Source organism: Bradyrhizobium sp. sGM-13, assembly GCF_018398875.1.
Taxonomy (GTDB): domain Bacteria; phylum Pseudomonadota; class Alphaproteobacteria; order Rhizobiales; family Xanthobacteraceae; genus Bradyrhizobium.
Genome location: NZ_JAGWDK010000024.1, coordinates 1 through 18,621, shown reverse-complemented (window position 1 = coordinate 18,621; position 18,621 = coordinate 1). Strand labels below are relative to the sequence as shown.

Sequence of the window (18,621 nt, the reverse complement as noted above, 5' to 3'; positions counted from 1 at the left end):
CTACTTCACCAGCGGGCAGCCGGAATCCTTTGCCGCCGGGAAAGCCTTGTCGCCCGGCACCACGGCGAGCTGCTTGTAGTAATCCCACGGCTTCTTCGATTCAGATGGCTTCTTGACCTCGAACAGATAGAGGTCGTGCACCATGCGGCCGTTTTCCAGCACCTTGCCGCCTTGCGCAAAATCGTCGTCGACCGGAAGCTCCTTCAACTTCTTCGCCACTGCCTCGGTATCCTTGGTGCCCGCGGCCTTGACTGCCTTGAGGTATTGCAGCGTCGCCGAATAGGTGCCGGCCTGAATCATGTTCGGCATGCGGCCGGTGCGCTTGAAGAAGCGTTCGGCGAGGTTGCGGCTCTTGGCGTCGCGGTCCCAGTAGTAGCCTTCGGTCAGCACCAGGCCCTGCGCGGCGTCGAGGCCGAGGCCGTGCACTTCGGCAAGCGTCAGCAACAGGCCGGCGAGCTTCTGGCCGCTCTTGACGATGCCGAACTCCGCCGCCTGCTTGATCGAGTTGGTGGTATCGAGGCCGGCATTGGCGAGGCCGATGATCTTGGCTTTCGAACTTTGCGCCTGCAGCAGGAAGGAAGAGAAGTCAGACGAGTTCAGGGGAATGCGGACTGCGCCGAGCACCTTGCCGCCCTTCGCCCTGACGAAATCGCCGGTGTCCTTTTCCAGCGCATGGCCGAAGGCGTAGTCCGCGGTCATGAAGAACCAACTATCGCCGCCGGATTCCACCAGCGCGCCGCCGGTGCCGTAGGCGAGCGCGTGGGTGTCGTAGGCCCAGTGAAAGCCGTAAGGCTGGCAGGCGTCGCCGGTGAGGCGCGAGGTCGCAGCACCCACGACGATGTCGATCTTCTTCATCTGCCTGGAGAGATCGTGAATCGCGAGCGCGACGGAGGAGGTCGTCAGCTCCGTAATCATGTCGACGCCCTCAACCTCATACCAGCGCCGCGCGATGGCAACGCCGAGATCCGGCTTGTTCTGGTGATCGGCGGAAATGACCTCGATCTTGTGGCCGAGCACTTCGCCGCCGAAATCCTCGATCGCCATTTTGGCCGCTTCGAACGACCACTTGCCGCCGTAATCGGCGTAGACCCCGGACTGGTCGTTCAGAATGCCGATCTTGACGCCCTGCGCCGATGCCGGCGCGGCGAGCAAAAGACCAACTGCCGCAACGGCGGCCAATAATCCCGACTTCATTCTTTTCTCCAGGAATTCTTTGTCAGAGGAACCTCGCGACTTTATTCAATAACCCCGCGAGTGCCCATCCATTTCAGATCAGCCAAAAGTATTGGGGAACTTTGATCGAAACTGCGCCGTCATCCGGGAGTGACGAGCGCGAATTCACACCGCCGTGCGCTTCTTGCCCTTGCCCTCGGCGAGGTTGCGCACGATGACGTAGAAGATCGGCGTGAACACCAGGCCGAATAGCGTGACGCCGATCATGCCGAAGAACACGGCGACGCCCACCGCCTGCCGCATCTCCGAGCCCGAGCCCGACGAGATCACCAGCGGCAGCACGCCGAGGATGAAGGCGAATGACGTCATCAGGATCGGTCGCAACCGCAACCGGCAGGCTTCGATCACCGCCTCCAGCCGCGCCTTGCCCTCGAGCTCGATGTCGCGCGCGAACTCGACAATGAGAATGGCGTTCTTGGCCGCAAGCCCCACCAGCACCACGAAGCCGATCTGGGTCAGGATGTTGACGTCCTGTCCCATGATGCGCACGCCGATGGTGGCGGCGAGCAGGCACATCGGCACGATCAGGATGACCGCGAACGGCAGGCTCCACGAGCCATACTGCGCCGCCAGCACCAAGTACACGAACAGCACGCAGATCGGGAACACGAGCAGGCCGGCTTGGCCGCCGGTGACCTGCTGATAGGACAAATCCGTCCATTCGAACGAGAAGCCGCTCGGCAGCGTCTCCTCGGCGAGCTTCTTCATTGTGTCGATGGCGGTCGCCGAACTGGTCCCCGGCAGCGTGTCACCCTGCAGCTCGGACGCGGGATAGAGATTATAGCGCGCGACGCGGTCGGGGCCGGAGATGTCGCTGAAACTCACGACGCTGCCGAGCATCACCATGTCGCCGGCAGCATTGCGGGTGCGCAGGCGTGCGAGATCGGACGTCTCCTTCCGGAACGGCAGATCAGCCTGCGCCGTGACGCGGTAGGTGCGGCCGAACAGGTTGAAGTCGTTGACATAGGACGAGCCAAAAAAGGTCTGGATCGTATCGTTGATGTTCGCAATCGGCACGCCGAGCTTCTGTGCCTTGACGCGGTCGATGTCGACGAACAGTTGCGGCGTGTTGGCGGCAAAGGTGGAGAACACCTGGGTCAGTCCGGGCGCCTTGCGCGCGGCGCCTATCAATTCGTCGGTTGCCGCTGCCAGCATTTCGGAGCCGCGGCCCTGGCGGTCCTGGATGCGCATGGTGAAGCCGCCGCCGGTGCCGATACCAGGCACCGCGGGCGGCGGAATCACGATGATGAACGCACCCTGGATGTTCGCCAGCCGCTTGCGTAGTTCGTTCGCGATCGAAGTGGACGTAAGTCCCTTCTTCGCCCTGGCCGCCGGATCATCAAATACTGGAAACAGTGCCGCGGCGTTGCTCGCCTGCGTCCGGGTCGCGCCCGAGAAGCCGGCGAAGGCCGGCGCGCGAACGACGCCCGGCGTATCAAGCGCAATCTTTTCGATCTCCCTGACCACTTCGGTCGTTCGCGCCAGCGAGGCGGCGCCCGGCAATTGTACCGAGACGATGACGTAGCCACGGTCCTGCGCCGGGATGAAGCCTTGCGGCGTCGTGATCAACAGCCATCCGGCGCCGCCGATCAGCGCCACGTACACCAGCAACATCACCACCGAATGCCGGATCACGAAATCGGCCGTGCTGGCATAGCCATGTGCCAGCCGGTCGAAGCCGCGATTGAACATGCCGGTAAAGGCGCCCCAGCCGCGGGCGATGAAATTCCAACGGGCCGGCGGCCTTTTGTCCTCGTGCGGCTGCAGGATCAGCGAGGCCAGCGCAGGCGACAGCGTCAGCGAACAGAAACAGGAAATCGCGGTCGCCACCGCAATGGTGACGGCGAACTGCTGGAAGAACTGCCCGGAGATGCCGCCGAGGAAGGCGGTCGGCACGAACACGGCGCACAGAACCAGCGCGATCGACACCAGCGCGCTGCCGACCTCCTGCATCGTGCGGAGCGCGGCGTCGCGCCGGCTCATGCCATGTTCGAGGTGGCGCTCGACGTTCTCGACCACCACGATCGCGTCGTCGACCACGATGCCGACCGCCAGCACAAGGCCGAACAGCGTCAGATTGTTGATCGAGAACCCGAGCGCCGCCATCACCGCAAAGGTGCCGACCAGCGACACCGGAATCGCCATGATCGGGATGATCGCCGGCCGCCAGCCCTGCAAAAATACCAGCACCACGATGACGACCAGCGCCATCGCCTCGTAGATCGTCTTGATCAGCTCGCTGACGGACTGCGCGATGAATTCGGTCGGGTTGTAGCCGATGTTGTAGTCGAGCCCCTTCGGGAAGCTCGCCTTCAGTTTCTCCATCGTCTTGGAAATATTCTCGGCGGTCGCCAGCGCATTCGAGCCCGGCCGCTGCGTGACCAGCATGGCGACCGCGGATTTGCGCAGCAGAAAACTGTTGGTCGAGTAGGCCAAAGCACCGAGTTCGATCCGCGCGACATCGCGCAGCTTGACCGTGCGCCCGTCGGAGCCGGCCTTGACCACGATCTCCTCGAATTGTTTCGGGTCTTTCAGCCGGCCGGTAAAGGTGAGATTCGGCGAAAAGGCGCGGTCGCCGATCGGCGGTTCCGCGATCTGGCCGCCCGCGATCTGCACGTTTTGCGAGCGGATCGCCGCCACCACTTCGCCCGCGGTCAGGCCGAGCGTGGAGATCTTGTCAGGGTCGAGCCACAGCCGCATCGAATAGTCGCGCGCGCCGAAGATCTGAATGTCGCCGACGCCGTCGAGCCGGAGCAACTCGTCGCGCACCTGCAGCAGCGCGTAGTTGGAGATGTAGAGCTGGTCGAACGTGTCGTCCGGCGACAGCATGAACACGACCATCAGGATGTCGGGACTGTTCTTGCGGGTGATGACGCCGTTGCGCTGCACCTCTTCGGGCAACCGCGGCTGCGCGATCGCGACGCGGTTCTGCACCAGCACCTGGGCCTTGTCGAGATCGGTGCCGAGCTTAAAGGTGACCGTGATCGTCAACTGCCCGTTCGAGGTGGCCTGGCTGTAGAGATACAACATGTCCTCGACGCCGTTGATCTCCTGCTCGATCGGAGCGGCAACGGTGTCGGACACGGTTTGTGCGGAGGCGCCGGGATATTGCGTGGTGACCGTCACCGTCGGCGGCACCACTTGCGGATACTCGGAGACCGGCAGCGTGGTGTAGGCGATCGCGCCGACGATCAGCAGCACGATCGACAACACCATCGCCAGGATGGGCTGGTTGATGGAGAGACGGCCGAGATTCATGTCTTGGCACCGGCCGGCTTGATCTCACCCGTTTGCGGGCTGACCTTTGCCCCCACCCGCGCCCGTTGCAGGCCGTCGATAATGACGCGGTCTTCCGGCTTCAGGCCCTCACGGATCACGCGCAGGCCTTCATCGAGCGGTCCGAGCGTCACCGGCTTCGCCTCGACCGTGTTGTCGTCCTTGACGACGAAAACGATCTTGCGCGACTGGTCGGTCGCAATCGCCGTATCAGGCAGCAGCAACGCCTCATAAGGCGCACTGCCGATGATCCGGACGCGGCCGAACTGGCCGGGAAGAATCGAGAGATCCTTGTTCGGGATCACGGCGCGGCTGCGCAGCGTACCGGTCGAGACGTCCAGGCGGTTGTCGAGGAAATCCATCTTGCCCTCATGCGAGGGCTTGGTTTCGCCGGTCAGCGTCACCTGCACCGGGTTCGGCGTGTCGCGCGAGCTCGGCCGCTTGCCTTCGAACCAGAGCCGGCTGTTTCGTAGGTAAGTCGCCTCGTCGACATCGAAATAGATGTAGATCGGGTCGAGCGAGACGATCGAAGTGAGCAGCGTGGCGCCACCCTCGGAGCCCTGCACGAGATTGCCAGGCGTCACGAGATGGCGGCTGACTCGGCCGGTGATCGGCGCCATCACATGGGTGAATTCGATGTTGAGCTTGGCGGCCTTGAGCGCGCCTTCGGCCTGCATCTCCGCGGCGCGCGCCGCCTGCAGGGTCTGGCGGCGCTGGTCCACGATAGAGTCGGATACGGCCTGGGTCTGGTTCAACGTCAGCGCACGGTCGAGTTCGCGCCTGGCGAGTTCGGCCCTCGCGCGTGCGTCCGACAACTGGCCATCGGCCTGCTCGGCGACCGCCTCGAACGGACGGGCGTCAATCACGTAAAGCAGGTCGCCCGCGCGCACGATCGCTCCGTCGCGGAATTCGACGCTCTTCACGAAACCGCCGACGCGGGCGCGAACCTGGACCTCCTGGATGGCCTCGAAGCGGCCGGTGAATTCATCCCAATCGGTGACGGTACGTTTCACCGGCTGCGAGACCGTGACCGATGGCGCCGCGGCCGCTGGCTGTTGCGGCGGCTTGTCGCCACAGGCTGACAGCGCAAGCGCAAGCAGTGGGGGCAACCATTTGAGACCGCGAAGTGAGTGACCATCACGGCTTGCCGCAGCCGGACGTTTCAATGGCTCAGTCGTGCTCAATCCCATCTCCCCCTGCATTCTCAACATCCTGATCGATGGAAAAGCTTGCCGTGGAACTTAGTTGCGGAGGCCACAGATGTGATCGGTTCCCAGTCTCGTCAAGAACCGGCTGGGATCAAGCACAATCGTTATGCATCAACGTAGTCAACGCTCTTCGCAACGCGGATTTCGCGTTTTCGCACTGCGATGAAAGCGGAACCCGTTGCGACGAATGGTCAGCTAATCGCCGCCTGATGACGAAAACGTGACATCGTGCAAAGACGTCTCGCCTCGCCCCGCCCTCGTCATTCCGCGGCGCGCCTCTTGGTGCAAGCTCGAAATCCGTCAGGCCGCATCTTCGACGGTGAGATGGATTCCGGGCTCTCGCTTCGCGAGCCCCGCAAGGGGGAGCCGACCGCTTGCGGGGCGAGACTGCCGCCACGCAACGTCGTCTCCGGGCATGACGTCGCTGATTTCCTCGGCTAACCTTGCGGCAAGGCCCACCACAAGGGCCAGAAAATGTCCGGGGAGGACAAGCGTGCACAGAGGGCGTGTCGTATTCGGCGCCATGGACGAGGTCGTGTTCGGACGGCCGGCGTCCGAGGCGCTCGTCGCGCAGCTGGATCGGCTCGGCACCAGGCGTGCCTTCCTGATGGTCAGCGGCACGCTCAACCGCGAAACCGATGTGATCGACACCATCCGCCGTGCGCTGGGGTCGCGCTGCGTCGGCACGTTCGACGCGATGCCGCCGCACACGCCGCGCTCAGCCGTGATCGCCGCCAGCGAACAGGCCCGCGCAGCGGATGCCGATCTCATCGTCACGATCGGCGGCGGTTCGATCACCGACGGCGCCAAGGCCGTGCAGCTCTGCCTCGCCAACGATATCCGCAGCGCGGACGACATCGACCGGATCAAGGCCGGTCGCGGCGGCTTGCCGCGACTTGCCGCGCCGACGGTGCGCCAGATCAGCGTGCCGACGACGATCGCCGGTGGCGAATTCTCCTCCACGGCCGGCGTCACCAACGAGAAGACGAAGGTCAAGGAAGCGCTGCGCCATCCGCTGATCATGCCGCGCGCCGTGATTCTCGACCCCTGGCTTGCCCAGCACACGCCGGAATGGCTGTGGCTGTCGACCGGTATCCGCGCCGTCGATCATTGCGTCGAAGGCATCTGCTCGCGCGAGGCTCACCCATATGGCGACGCGCAGGCGCTGAAGGGCCTATCGATGCTGGCGCAGGCGCTGCCACGGGTGAAGGCCGCGGCCGGCGACCTCGACGCGCGGATGGATTGTCAGATCGGTACCTGGCTTTCGACCGGGCCGCTCGCTTCCGGCGTGCCGATGGGCGCCAGCCACGGCATCGGCTACGTTCTCGGCGCGGAGTTCGGCGTGCCGCACGGCTACACCTCCTGCGTGATGCTGCCGTCGGTGATGCGTTGGAACAAGTCAGCGAATGCCGAACGTCAGGCGCTGGTCGCAGCCGCCATGGGCCATCCGAACGATGACGCCGGCGACGTGCTCGACCGGTTCATTCGCAATCTCGGCATGCCGCGCAGCCTGCGCGAGGTCAAGGTTGGGCCCGAGCATTTCGACCGCATCGCGCAACAAGCGATGGCAACGCCGTGGGTGCCGCGCAATCCGCGCAAGATCGAGGGACCGGCGCAGGTACGCGAGATTCTGGACATGACCGCGTAAGGAGACCGAAGCCAAGATGTACACCGGCACACATGCTCACCTTCGTCCGCTGCAGCCCGCCTTCATCATGGCTTCTACCGGAGAGGCCGTAACCTATCGTGAACTGGAGGCGCGTACGAACCGGCTTGCGCACTTGTTTCGCAACCGCGGACTCAAGCGCCTCGACCACTATTCGATCTTCATGGAGAACAACAGCCGCTACCTCGAGGCCTGCGGCGCCGGCGAACGCAGCGGGCTCTATTATACCTGCGTCAACTCCTACCTGACCGCGGGCGAGCTCGCCTACATCCTCACCAACAGCCAGTCGCGCATTCTCATCACCTCGAAGGCAAAGCTCGACGTCGCCCGCGAGGCGCTGAAGGAATGCCCCAAGGTCGAATTATGCATTGTCGCAGACGGCGACGGCGAGAGCGACCGTATCGTCGGGCTTGAGCAGGCGACGTCAGGCCTGCCGAAGACGCCGATATCAGACGAATGCATCGGCACCGCGATGCTCTATTCGTCCGGCACCACGGGCCGGCCGAAGGGCATCCTGCGGCCGCTGCCCGAACAACCTCCGCTTCAGAATCTGGCGATCTTCGACTTTCTGCACGGCGTGTGGCACTACCGCGAAGGCATGATCTACCTTTCGCCCGCGCCGCTGTACCATTCGGCGCCGCAGGCGGCGGTCAATTTGACGATCCGCGCCGGCGGCACCGTCATCATCATGGAAAGCTTTGATCCGGAAAAATATCTGGAGCTGGTTCAAAGATGGGGCATCACCCACACCCAGCTTGTGCCGACGATGTTCTCGCGCATGCTGAAGCTGCCTGAGGATGTCCGCAAGCGCTATGACCTCTCATCGCTTGAGATCGCGATCCATGCTGCCGCGCCCTGCCCGGCCGCGGTGAAGGACGACATCATCAAATGGTGGGGACCGATCATCCACGAATATTACGGCGCCACCGAAGGACTCGGCTTCACCGCCTGCAATAGCGAGGAATGGCTGGCACACCGCGGCACCGTCGGCCGGGTGATGCTCGGCGACCTCCATATTCTCGACGAGAACATGCAACCCTGCCCGGTGGGTATCCCGGGCACGGTATGGTTCAAGACCGCAACCCCGTTTGAATATTTCAACGACCCGGCCAAGACCCAGGAGGTGCGTTCGCCGGACGGCAGCATGAGCACGGTCGGCGACGTCGGCTATGTCGACGAGGACGGCTTTCTCTATCTGACCGACCGCGCGACCTTCATGATCATATCCGGTGGCGTCAACATCTACCCGCAGGAATGCGAGAACCTCCTGATCACCCACCCCAAGATCGCCGATGCCGCGGTGTTCGGGGTGCCCAATCCCGATCTCGGCGAGGAAGTAAAGGCCGTGGTGCAGCCGATGCCGGGCGTCTCGCCGGGACAGGAACTGGCCGACGAACTGATCGCCTTCTGCAGCCAGTCGCTGTCGCGCCAGAAAGTGCCACGCTCGATCGATTTCGAGGCCGAACTGCCGCGGCTGCCGACCGGCAAGCTCTACAAGCGCCTGTTGCGCGATCGCTATTGGGGCAACAAGACCTCGCGGATCGTGTGAGCATGCGACGATGTGAGATGGCGCACTCGAACACAGACGTCGCGACACCTGGTGGTGCGGTGCATCATCCGGCGAGACATTCGAGCGCGAGCCACCACATAACGGCTACGCTGCAACCAATCCGCCGCTTTCGCAGCGAACAGCGGTGTTGGCGCGCGTGTTCCGCCGCGCGGATTTCGATTAGTTCGAATTGCCGATCTGTGCATCGTCTTGGCCGGTTGCCCGGACGCGCCGTCATGCTATCGTCTGATGCAATCGGCCGTTTCGAGACCGAGCAAACGTGGGAGGGGATCATGCGGAGCGTTCATGCGCTTGCCGCCGCGGCGTTGTTGTTGCTGCCGGCTTATGATGTTGCATCAGCCGGCGAGCCGAAACAGGGCGGCATCCTCAGGGTCTATCATCGCGACAGCCCGGGCAGCGCCTCGATCCATGAAGGTGCGACCTTCTCGATCAACGTTCCCTTCATGCCGGTCTTCAACAACCTGGTCATGTTCAAGCAGGACGTCGCGCAGAACAGCGCAGACTCCATCGTCCCGGATCTGGCGGAGAGCTGGGCCTGGAGCGACGACGGCAAGAAACTCACTTTCAAATTGAAGCAGGGCGTCAAATGGCATGACGGCAAACCGTTCACCTCAGCCGACGTCAAGTGCACCTTCGACATGCTGATGGGCAAGTCGCAACAAAAGTTTCGTCAGAACCCGCGAAAGTCCTGGTACAATCAAGTCGAGGACGTGACGACAAGCGGCGATTTCGAGGCATCGTTCAGCCTGAAGCGGCCGCAGCCGGCGTTGTTGTCGTTACTCGCCTCCGGCTACACCCCGGTTTACCCGTGCCACGTCTCCCCGGCCGACATGCGTACCAAGCCGGTCGGCACCGGCCCGTTCAAATTCGTCGAGTTCAAGGCCAACGAATCGATCAAGCTCACGAAAAATCCCGACTACTTCAAGAAGGGCCTGCCGCACCTCGACGGCATCGAGTTCACCATCATCACCAACCGTTCGACGGCTATTCTCGGATTTGTCTCCGGGAGATTCGACATGACGTTCCCGACCGAAGTGTCGATCCCGCTCTTGAAGGAGGTCAAGTCGCAGGCGCCGAACGCAGTATGCGTGGTCGAGCCGGTCAATGTCTCGACCAACATCATCGTCAACTCGTCCGCCCCGCCGTTCGATAATATCGACATTCGCCGCGCGCTGGCACTGGTGCTCGACCGCAAGGCCTTCGTCTCGATACTGTACGAGGGACAGGCCGACATCGGCGGCACCATGCTCCCCGCACCGGGCGGCTTGTGGGCGATGCCGAAGGAAATGCTGGAATCGATTCCGGGTTACGGCCCCGACGTCAACGCCAACCGGGAAGAGGCGCGCAAGCTGATGCAGAAAGCGGGCTACGGCCCGGACAAGCGCCTCGCCGTCAAGGTCGCCACGCGCAACATCCCGATCTACCGCGATCCCGCCGTCATCCTGATCGACCAGATGAAGAACATCCATATCGACGGCGATCTCGACGTCGTTGATACCGCACAATGGTTCCCCAAGGTCGCCCGCAAGGATTACTCGCTCGGTCTCAACCTCACCGGCAATGCGGTCGACGACCCCGACCAGTCGTTCTACGAAAACTACTCCTGCGGCTCGGAGCGCAACTATACCAACTACTGCAACAGGGAAATCGAGAAGCTGTTCGACGAGCAGTCGGTGGAGAAGGATGTCGCCAAGCGCAAGAAGCTGGTCTGGGAGATCGACAAGAAGCTGCAGGAAGATGTGGCGCGGCCGATCATCTTGCACGCCCGCCAGGGCTCGTGCTGGCAGCCTTATGTCAAGGGCATCACCATCATGGTGAACAGCTCCTACAACGGCTACCGTTACGAAGACGTCTGGATGGATAAGTAACGTCCGGCCGCGATAGCGTTTTCGAGCGAAGTGGATCCCGGTTCGCGTGAAGAAAACGCGTCAAAACAAAAACCGAGAGCTCGGTTCTGATTCATCAGAACCGAAGGGGCTCTAGCCGATGGGTCAGGGAGAGTAGCCGGGTGTTTGCTTATATCGTGCGACGCCTCGCCTTGATGCTCGTGACCCTGATCGGGATCTCGATCATCATCTTCGTGTTGCTGCGGGTCGTCCCCGGCAACATCGTCGACATCCTGTTCGACGCCGCCGGCTTCGTGGATCCCACCGACAAGGCCAACCTGGAAAAGGAACTCGGCCTCAACCTGCCGATCTACCAGCAATATCTGAACTGGATCGGCGGGCTGCTGCACGGCGATCTCGGCTATTCCTACGTCTCGGAAAAGCCGGCGCTGCAGGAGATCCTGCCGCGCATTCCGATCACCGCCCGGCTGGCGGCGCTGGCGCTGTTGTTCTCGGCCTCGATCGGCATTCCCTTGGGCGTTCTGAGCGCAGTCCACCAAGGCTCGCGGCTGGATTACACCCTCCGCGTCGTCAGCCTGAGCGGCCTGTCGCTGCCTTCCTTCTGGCTCGGGCTGCTTATCCTGATGGCCTCGGTTTCGCTGTTTGGCCACATGCCGATCTACAATCCGAACCCGGCAACCTGGACGGAGGCGTTCGCGATCTATGCCGTGCCGGCGATGGCGGTCGGATTTCGCAGCGCCGCGCTGACCATGCGCATCACGCGCTCCTCGATGCTCGAAATTCTGCGGCAGGATTACATCCGCACCGCGCGCGCCAAGGGCGCGTCCGAGGCTTCGGTCAATTATCGCCACGCGCTGAAGAACGCGATTCTCCCTGTTATAACCGTAATCGGCATCGAGGCGGCGTTCCTGATCGGCGGGCTGATCGTCACCGAAACCGTGTTCAATATTCCAGGCGTGGCCCGATTCCTGGTCGAGGCGCTGCGCTGGCGCGATTACCCGATCGTGCAGAATCTCGTGATGCTGATCGCCGTGGTCGTGGTGGTCGCAAACTTCACTGTCGACATGCTTTACGCCGCGATCGATCCGCGCATCCGGTATGGGGACTAGCCGCGTGGCCACGATTAACTTCGAAAGCGAGTTGAGGCGGGCCGGCGCCCATTCGACGCATGGCTGGCGCCGGCTGGTGTTCCTGGCGCAGCGTTATCTGCTCGGCACGATCGGCCTTGTCATCATGGTGATGTTCGTCTGGATGGCGATCTCGGCCGACCTGATCGCCCGCTACGATCCGCTCAGCGTCGATTCGGCGCAGCGGCTGGCAGCGCCGAGCGCGGCGCACTGGATGGGAACCGATTCATTCGGCCGTGACGTCTGGAGCCGGATCATTCACGGCGCGCGCATTTCGCTCGCCGTCGGCATCGGCGCCACTGCGCTGGGATCGTCGATCGGCGTCATCGTCGGCCTCGTATCGGGCTATCTGTCCGGCTGGGTCGATCTGCTGTTCCAGCGCGTCACCGACATCCTGCAGGCGCTGCCGCTCCTGGTGCTGGCGCTGGTGATGACCGCGGCGCTCGGGCCATCGCTGCCGAACGTGATCATCGCGATTGCTATCCCGTTGATCCCCACCGTCGCCCGCGTGATCCGCGCCAATACGCTGGCGCTGCGCGAGCAGCCCTTCGTCGAGGCAGCAAAATCGATCGGCATGAGCGAGACCCGCATCGCGCTCCGGCACGTGCTGCCGAACACGCTCGCGCCCTTAATCGTGCTGGCGACCGCGCAACTCGGTTCCACCATCCTCACCGAAGCTTCGCTGTCGTTCCTCGGCCTCGGCATCCCCGAGCCCTATCCGTCCTGGGGCCGCATGCTGTCGGAGTCGGCAGCCGAATATGTCCGCACCGCGCCGTGGCTGGTGATTTTCCCGGGCGTCGCCATCTCCCTTGCGGTATTCGGCACCAATCTGTTCGGCGACGCGCTCCGCGACATTCTCGATCCGAGGCAGCGCGGCTGATGAGCGAGGCGCGCAAGCACGATACTATTCTCGATGTGAAGAACCTGCAGACGGTGTTCTTCACCAATTCCGGGCTGTTCCGCGCGGTCGACGACGTCTCGTTCACCGTCCGCCGCGGCGAAACGCTTGCGATCGTCGGCGAATCCGGCTGCGGCAAGAGCGTGACCGCGCTGTCGGTGATGCGGCTGGTGCCGGACCCGCCGGGCCGGGTGGTCGGCGGCTCGGTCACCCTGGAAGGGACCGATCTGCTCAACCTCGATGAGGCCAAGATGCGCGATATCCGCGGCAACCGGATTTCGATGATCTTTCAAGAGCCGATGACCTCGCTCAATCCGGTGATGCGGATCGGCGACCAGATCACCGAGGTGCTCCGCCTGCACCAGGAAATGACCGCGAAGGAGGCCTGGGCCAAGGCGGTCGAGATGCTCCGCCTGGTTCGCATTCCCGAGCCGGACCGACGCGCGCACGAATATCCTCATCAATTGTCCGGCGGCATGCGGCAGCGCGCGATGATCGCGATGGCCCTGGCGTGCCGGCCAGCGCTGTTGATCGCGGACGAGCCGACCACCGCGCTCGACGTGACGATCCAGGCGCAGATCCTGGCGCTGATCGTCGATCTGCAGAAGAGGCTCGGCACCGGCTTGATCCTGATCACGCACGATCTCGGCGTCGTCGCGCAAACCGCGCAACGCGTCATCGTGATGTATGCCGGCAAGAAGGTCGAGGAAGCGACGGTAGAGGACCTGTTCGAAAATCCAAAACATCCCTACACGCGCGGGCTGATGGCCTCGATGCCCGCGGTGATCTCGTTTGGTGCCAAGACCGATGCGCGACTGAGTGAGATTCCCGGCATGGTGCCGTCGCTGACCAACTTGCCGCCAGGCTGCGCCTTCGCGCCGCGCTGCCGGCTTGCCGTGGACCGATGCCGCGCCGAATATCCGCCGCTGCAGGAAGTCGACGGCGATCACTTTGCGGCGTGCTGGCGCGCAACCGAACTGATGGGCGCGCCATGAGCGACCAACGCCCGCTCCTTGAAGTCACCGACCTCGTCAAGCATTACGCGGTGCGCGGCGGTGTCCTGCGCCGGCGCGTCGGCACCGTGCATGCGGTCGACGGCGTCAGCTTCTCGGTTGCCAAAGGCGAGACGCTCGGGCTGGTCGGCGAATCCGGCTGCGGTAAATCGACAGTGGCGCGCAGCGTGCTGCGGCTGGTGGAGCCGTCCAGCGGCGCCATCAAGCTGAACGGCACCGACATCACCGGGCTCAGCAAGGCCGAGATGCGGCCGCACCGTCGCTCCATGCAGATCGTCTTCCAGGATCCGTTCGCCTCGCTCAATCCGCGCATGACCGCGGGCGATATCGTCGGCGAGCCGCTCGCCGTGCATGGGCTGGCAACCGGCCGCGCGCAGCAGGAACGCGTTGCGGAACTGTTCGCGCAGGTGGGCTTGCGGCCCGATCAGATGAAGAACTACCCGCACCAATTCTCCGGCGGCCAGCGGCAGCGCATCTGCATCGCGCGGGCACTGTCGCTCGGGCCGAGCCTGATCGTGTGCGACGAGCCGGTCTCGGCGCTCGACGTCTCGATCCAGGCGCAGGTGATCAACCTGTTGATCGACCTGCAGCGCAAGAACGATTTTTCCTACCTGTTCATCGCGCATGATCTCGCCGTCGTCGCCCATATCAGCCATCGCGTCGCCGTGATGTATCTCGGACGCATTGTCGAAATCGCGGACAAGTCGGCATTGTTCGCCAACCCGCGGCATCCATACACGCAGGCGCTGCTGGCGTCTGTCCCGGTCGCCGATCCCAAGGCAAAGCGCCTCGCGCCCATGGTCGACGGCGACGTCCCGAGCCCGATCAACCCACCCTCAGGCTGCGCCTTCCACACCCGCTGCCGCTATGTCATGGACCGCTGCAAGGTGGAGCGGCCGGCGCTGGTGGAAGCCGGCGAAGGACATCAAGTGGCGTGCTGGCTGAACGACGGCACGGGGCGACCGGAGTAACCTCCATCGTCGTCCCTGCGAACGCAGGGACCCATAACTACCGACGGTTGATGTTACGTCGGCTGGAGCTCCAGCCTTCGCACAACAACAGCCTGTGGTTATGGTCCCGGCTCGCGCTTCGCTTGGCCGGGACGACGGAATTACGCCGCCGCAATCTCCACGACGATGCGCCCCGTCGTCACCTGCTCGCCCTCGGTGACATCGATGGCCGAAACCGTGCCAGCAACGCCTGCCATGTGCACGTGTTCCATCTTCATCGCTTCCAGCGTCATCACCGGTTGGCCGACGGCAACCTGCTCGCCGGGCTTGACCAGCACCGCGACCACACGGCCGTTCATCGTCGCACGCACCTTGCCGTCGCCGTCCGCCGCCGCAGCGGAGGTCGGCGCAGCCAGCGTCAGATCGCGGGCGGCGATCGAGGCTCCGCGATGCAGGATGTGCAGACGACCGCCATCGCGCAGGAATCTCGCTGACTCCATCATGCCGTCGGCACGAAAGCGGATCGTGTCAGGGCCGAGCTCGTCAATCTCGAAACGCCGCTTGTTGCCATCGAGGCCGGCGACATAGCTCCCGTCGCGGTTCCGAACGATATCAACCTCGAACGCACCGTGGCCAAGGTCGGTCCGCATCGTCAGCGGGAACGTCGCTGCCAGGCTGCGGCCGCTGCGCCAGGGCGGCGCATGTGGGTTGGTGACGTAAAGCAGCAATGCCGCCAGCGCCGCCTCCGTCTCGTGGTTCGCACGCGACGCCAGCAATTCGTCGCGGTGATTACCAATGAAGGCCGTAGTCGCATCGCCCTTTGCAAATGTGGGATGGCGCAAACAGGAAATCAGGAATCCCTGATTGGTGGTGATGCCGAATGCGGCAGTCTGTTCAAGCCCGCAAATCAACCGCCCACGGGCCTCGTTGCGGTCGGCACCATGGCTGATGATCTTGGCGATCATCGAATCGTAGAACGGCGGAATCTCCGAACCGGATCGCAGCGCGTGCTCGACGCGGATGCCGTCGGGCATCTGCCACAGCTCTATTCGCCCCGATTGCGGCATGAAGTCATGGTCCGCGTCCTCCGAGCACAGCCGCACCTCGATGGCGTGGCCGGAGAACTTTACATCCTCCTGCTTGAGCCCGAGCGGCTGGCCGGCGGCAATGCGCAATTGCAGTTCGACCAGATCGAGCCCGGTAATCGCTTCGGTGACGGGATGCTCGACCTGCAGGCGCGTGTTCATTTCCATGAAATAGAACTCGCCGGACGGATCGAGCAGGAACTCCAGCGTCCCCGCGCCCTCATAACCAATCGATTTGACCGCAGCGACCGAGACGGCGCCCATGCGCGCCCGCAAGTCCGGCGTCACCTTTGGCGACGGCGCTTCCTCAATCAGCTTCTGGTGTCGGCGCTGCACCGAACAATCGCGCTCGCCGAGATGAATGGCATTGCCGTAGCGATCGCCGAACACCTGTATCTCGATGTGGCGGGGATCGACGATCGCGCGCTCCAGGATCACCGTGGGATCGCCGAACGCGCCCTGCGCCTCCGACCTTGCGCTGCGCAGCGCATCCGGAAATGCCGCGGCGTCTTCGACCAGCCGCATGCCGCGCCCGCCACCGCCGGCGACCGCCTTGATCATCACGGGGAAGCTGATCTTCCTGGCCTCCGCCAGCATTACCGCGTCGCTCTGGTCCGCGCCCTGGTAGCCGGGCACGATGGGCACGCCAGCCTTTGCCATGATATCCTTGGCGCCGGCCTTGTTGCCCATCGCCCGGATCGCGTCCGGCGACGGCCCGATGAAGACCAGCCCGGCATCGCGGCAGGCCTGCGCAAAATCCTCGTTTTCGGCGAGGAAGCCGTAGCCCGGATGCACCGCGCCGGCCCCGCTGGCTTTGGCTGCGGCGATGATCGCGTCGATCCGCAGATAAGACTGCGCCGGCAGCGCCTCCCCGATCCGCACTGCCTGGTCCGCCTCACGCACGTGCAGCGCATCACGATCGGCATCGGAATAGACGGCAACCACGCCATAGCCGAGCCGCCGCGCGGTGTGCATGATCCGCAGCGCGATCTCGCCGCGATTGGCGACGAGAACCTTGAAAAATGGCGTTCGCTTCATCTCGCTCATGGTCGGGCGACCGAGAATTGCATGCGCTGCGGCGTGCGGGCCTCGGCCTCGCGGCAGATCGCCAGCACTTCGGCAAGCACGCTGCGGGTATCGCGGGGATCGATCACGCCGTCGTCGAGCACCCGCGCGCTGGTCGAGAACACGTCCATCTGGCCGTCGAACACGCTCGTGATCTGCGCCTTCATCGCCTCCAGCTTTTCCTTCTCGATCGGCTTGCCCCGCCGCGCCGCCGCAGCCTCGGTCACGATCGCCATGGTTTCGGCGGCCTGCTCGCCGCCCATCACCGCGGTCTTGGCATTGGGCCACGAGAAACAGAAGCGCGGGTGGAAGCCGCGCCCGCACATGCCGTAGTTGCCGGCTCCGAACGACGCGCCGCAATAGATCGTGATCTGCGGCACGGTCGCCGATGTCACCGCCTGGATCATTTTGGAACCGTGCTTGATCATGCCGGCTTCCTCATAGGCACGGCCTACCATGTAGCCGGTGGTGTTATTCATGTAGAGCAGCGGCGTGCGCGACTGGCAGCAGGCCTGGATGAAATGCGTCGCCTTGTTGGCGCCGGGTACGTCGAGCGGGCCGTTGTTGGTGATGATCCCGATCGCCTGTCCTTCGATGCGGGCGTGGCCACAGACCGTCGCCGGGCCGTAATTCGCGCCGAACTCGGTGAAATCGGAATCGTCGACGAAGCGCGCGATAGCCTGGCGCATATCGACGGGACGCTTGTGGTCCATCGGCATGATGCCGAGCAGTTCCTCGGCGTCATAGCGTGGCGGCTTGAAGGACAACGCCGCAGGCTTCGGCCGATCCCATTCCAGGTTGGCCATGATATCGCGCGCGATGCGCAGCGCGTCGCGGTCGTCCTCGGCGAGATAGTCGCCAAGACCGGAAATGGAGGTGTGCATCTCGGCGCCGCCGAGTTCCTCCTCGGTTGCGATCTCACCCGTCGCCGCCTTCAAGAGCGGCGGGCCGGCCAGGAATGCGCGGGTGCGGCCGCGCACCATAACGATGTAATCGGAGAGCCCGGTCTGGTACGCGCCGCCCGCCGTTGACGATCCATGCGTCACAGTGACAACGGGCAGACCGGCGGCCGACAGCCGCGCCAGATTGCGAAAAATGTTGCCGCCGCGGATAAAATCCTCGACGCGGTAGCGCAGCAGATTGGCGCCGGCGCTTTCGATCAGTTGCACGTAGGGCAGCTTGTTTTCCAGCGCCAGTTCCTGCACCCGCAGCGTCTTGTCGAGGCCGAACGGCTGCAACGCGCCGGCATCGATGCCGGAATCATTGGCACTGACCATGCAGCGGATGCCGGAGACGAAGCCGATACCCGCGATCACGCCGCCGCCGGGAACGCTCTTCTCCGCGTCCGGCACGTCGAACATGTAGCCGGCGAGCGTCGACAGTTCGATGAAGGGCGAGCCGGGATCGAGCACCAGCGCCACGCGCTCGCGCGGCAACAACTGCCCACGCTTGTGGAAACGGTCCTTGGCTGCGGCCGATGCGGCCCGCGTTCGCTCTTCAAGCGCGCGCATGCGCGCGATCAGCGCCAGCATGCCGTCGCGGTTGGCTTTGTAGGCGGCGCTGGAGGGGGAGATGGTGGATTCAATTACAGCCATAAACTAATTCACTCCGTCATTCCGGGATAGTCCGAAGGACCAGACCTCAGGTGCGCAATTGCGCACCGGGGAATCTCGAGATTCTCAG

At 63.7% G+C, this 18,621-nt stretch carries 12 protein-coding genes; 7 read left to right on the top strand and 5 right to left on the bottom strand.

What is annotated here, in order from left to right:
* The 3 genes from KJQ96_RS28570 to KJQ96_RS28560 form a co-directional block, all read right to left on the bottom strand.
* Complete coding sequence (locus tag KJQ96_RS28570; protein WP_213289710.1) at nucleotides 1–1,194, bottom strand: ABC transporter substrate-binding protein; 1,194 nt, start codon at nucleotides 1,192–1,194, stop codon at nucleotides 1–3.
* A 144-nt stretch (nucleotides 1,195–1,338) separates the two neighbouring features.
* On the bottom strand, nucleotides 1,339–4,491 hold the full coding sequence (locus KJQ96_RS28565) for an efflux RND transporter permease subunit (RefSeq protein WP_213289709.1): 3,153 nt from the start codon (nucleotides 4,489–4,491) through the stop codon (nucleotides 1,339–1,341).
* A complete protein-coding gene (locus tag KJQ96_RS28560) occupies nucleotides 4,488–5,699 on the bottom strand; it encodes an efflux RND transporter periplasmic adaptor subunit (protein ID WP_213289782.1) in 1,212 nt (403 codons plus the stop codon). Before KJQ96_RS28560 ends, KJQ96_RS28565 begins: the two co-directional genes overlap by 4 nt.
* 511 nt (nucleotides 5,700–6,210) lie before the next feature.
* Here KJQ96_RS28560 and KJQ96_RS28555 point away from each other — a divergent pair.
* The 7 genes from KJQ96_RS28555 (at nucleotide 6,211) to KJQ96_RS28525 (ending at nucleotide 14,809) form a co-directional block, all read left to right on the top strand.
* A complete protein-coding gene (locus KJQ96_RS28555) occupies nucleotides 6,211–7,365 on the top strand; it encodes an iron-containing alcohol dehydrogenase (protein ID WP_213289708.1) in 1,155 nt (384 codons plus the stop codon).
* A 16-nt stretch (nucleotides 7,366–7,381) separates the two neighbouring features.
* On the top strand, nucleotides 7,382–8,932 hold the full coding sequence (locus KJQ96_RS28550) for an AMP-binding protein (RefSeq protein WP_213289707.1): 1,551 nt from the start codon (nucleotides 7,382–7,384) through the stop codon (nucleotides 8,930–8,932).
* 293 nt (nucleotides 8,933–9,225) lie between these two features.
* On the top strand, nucleotides 9,226–10,821 hold the full coding sequence (locus KJQ96_RS28545) for an ABC transporter substrate-binding protein (RefSeq protein WP_213289706.1): 1,596 nt from the start codon (nucleotides 9,226–9,228) through the stop codon (nucleotides 10,819–10,821).
* Between the two features lie 140 nt (nucleotides 10,822–10,961).
* On the top strand, nucleotides 10,962–11,909 hold the full coding sequence (locus tag KJQ96_RS28540) for an ABC transporter permease (RefSeq protein WP_057841301.1): 948 nt from the start codon (nucleotides 10,962–10,964) through the stop codon (nucleotides 11,907–11,909).
* A gap of 4 nt (nucleotides 11,910–11,913) precedes the next feature.
* Nucleotides 11,914–12,807: an ABC transporter permease gene (locus tag KJQ96_RS28535; RefSeq protein WP_213289705.1), complete on the top strand. Its 894-nt coding sequence runs from the start codon at nucleotides 11,914–11,916 to the stop codon at nucleotides 12,805–12,807.
* A complete protein-coding gene (locus KJQ96_RS28530; RefSeq protein ID WP_213289704.1) occupies nucleotides 12,807–13,820 on the top strand; it encodes an ABC transporter ATP-binding protein in 1,014 nt (337 codons plus the stop codon). The genes KJQ96_RS28535 and KJQ96_RS28530 overlap by 1 nt, the downstream gene beginning before the upstream one ends.
* Complete coding sequence (locus tag KJQ96_RS28525; protein WP_213289703.1) at nucleotides 13,817–14,809, top strand: ABC transporter ATP-binding protein; 993 nt, start codon at nucleotides 13,817–13,819, stop codon at nucleotides 14,807–14,809. Before KJQ96_RS28530 ends, KJQ96_RS28525 begins: the two co-directional genes overlap by 4 nt.
* 140 nt (nucleotides 14,810–14,949) lie before the next feature.
* Here KJQ96_RS28525 and KJQ96_RS28520 read toward each other — a convergent pair whose 3' ends face one another.
* Nucleotides 14,950–16,911: an acetyl-CoA carboxylase biotin carboxylase subunit gene (locus KJQ96_RS28520; protein WP_305830500.1), complete on the bottom strand. Its 1,962-nt coding sequence runs from the start codon at nucleotides 16,909–16,911 to the stop codon at nucleotides 14,950–14,952.
* Nucleotides 16,912–16,916: 5 nt separating this feature from the next.
* Complete coding sequence (locus KJQ96_RS28515; protein ID WP_213289701.1) at nucleotides 16,917–18,533, bottom strand: acyl-CoA carboxylase subunit beta; 1,617 nt, start codon at nucleotides 18,531–18,533, stop codon at nucleotides 16,917–16,919.
* Between the last annotated feature and the right edge of the window lie 88 nt (nucleotides 18,534–18,621).

What these genes read in the sequence shown, in the direction of transcription:
- KJQ96_RS28530 (WP_213289704.1), top strand. Translation starts at nt 12,807, where the DNA reads ATGAGCGAGGCGCGCAAGCACGATACTATTCTCGATGTGAAGAACCTG.
- KJQ96_RS28560 (WP_213289782.1), bottom strand. Translation starts at nt 5,699, where the DNA reads ATGGGATTGAGCACGACTGAGCCATTGAAACGTCCGGCTGCGGCAAGC.
- KJQ96_RS28570 (WP_213289710.1), bottom strand. Translation starts at nt 1,194, where the DNA reads ATGAAGTCGGGATTATTGGCCGCCGTTGCGGCAGTTGGTCTTTTGCTC.
- KJQ96_RS28550 (WP_213289707.1), top strand. Translation starts at nt 7,382, where the DNA reads ATGTACACCGGCACACATGCTCACCTTCGTCCGCTGCAGCCCGCCTTC.
- KJQ96_RS28545 (WP_213289706.1), top strand. Translation starts at nt 9,226, where the DNA reads ATGCGGAGCGTTCATGCGCTTGCCGCCGCGGCGTTGTTGTTGCTGCCG.
- KJQ96_RS28525 (WP_213289703.1), top strand. Translation starts at nt 13,817, where the DNA reads ATGAGCGACCAACGCCCGCTCCTTGAAGTCACCGACCTCGTCAAGCAT.
- KJQ96_RS28520 (WP_305830500.1), bottom strand. Translation starts at nt 16,911, where the DNA reads ATGAAGCGAACGCCATTTTTCAAGGTTCTCGTCGCCAATCGCGGCGAG.
- KJQ96_RS28515 (WP_213289701.1), bottom strand. Translation starts at nt 18,533, where the DNA reads ATGGCTGTAATTGAATCCACCATCTCCCCCTCCAGCGCCGCCTACAAA.
- KJQ96_RS28565 (WP_213289709.1), bottom strand. Translation starts at nt 4,491, where the DNA reads ATGAATCTCGGCCGTCTCTCCATCAACCAGCCCATCCTGGCGATGGTG.